Annotated in this window: 1 protein-coding gene; it reads left to right on the top strand. The window is 39.9% G+C overall.

Annotated features, from left to right (window positions below; all coding sequences use genetic code 11):
• A partial coding sequence (locus KQI71_RS12265; RefSeq protein WP_216436397.1) for a transposase occupies nucleotides 1–478 on the top strand: 478 nt, incomplete at its 5' end.
• Nucleotides 479–747: the final 269 nt, after the last annotated feature.

The raw sequence follows: 747 nt of genomic DNA, 5'->3' as shown, positions 1-747 counted from the left end.
TTGTGATCCTAAGACTGTTACCAAATATATCGGTCGGTATCTTGGTCGCCCTGTCATTGCCACTTCCAGAATCGATTCTTATATGGGTGATCTTGTCTCTTTCCATTACAATCGTCACGAAGATGGCCAATACGTTCAGGAAACCATTCCTGTTATGGATTTTATTAAACGCCTTATCCGGCACATCCCTGAAAAACATTTCAAGATGATCCGTTATGGCGGTCTTTATGCCAGACATCGTTCCATTGATAAAAAACTCCATCTCGCCATTTCAAAAGAAAAGCGGCATATTTTCCGCAGTTTTAACCGCTGGCGTACTGCGATCCTTTCTTCTTTTGGCTATGATCCTCTGATCTGTCCTCATTGTAAACAACAGATGATAATCCTGGAAATATATCATAACCACCACCGCGTATCTCTTGAAGAATTGTACGAGAACGCAATGTCCCGTTCCCGTGGAAAGCGTTCTTCTGCATGATCACTTCTTTTTATGATATCATCCTCATATAAAGGAGGAACCCCACCATAAAAAAGAAGATCAATGAATTACGTGAAAAATATATTTTAAACCCTCCAGAAGGTATGACATCCGAGAACATTCGCCATATGAGCGAGGGTGACCTGCTGGACATGGATGATTTCTTAAATGAAGATAATCTCGATGATGATTTTGGTGAAGAAGGTTTTTATCTCTTCTAATTCCATGATCATTTATTTGTCTTGCCCACTTTTACGTGAGCTATTTTT

It is taken from the genome of Anaerostipes sp. MSJ-23 (genome assembly GCF_018918155.1).
In the GTDB taxonomy this organism is placed as follows: Bacteria; Bacillota; Clostridia; order Lachnospirales; family Lachnospiraceae; genus Anaerostipes.
The sequence above is the reverse complement of the archived record's forward strand: the minus strand, read 5'-3'. Positions and strand labels throughout refer to the sequence as shown.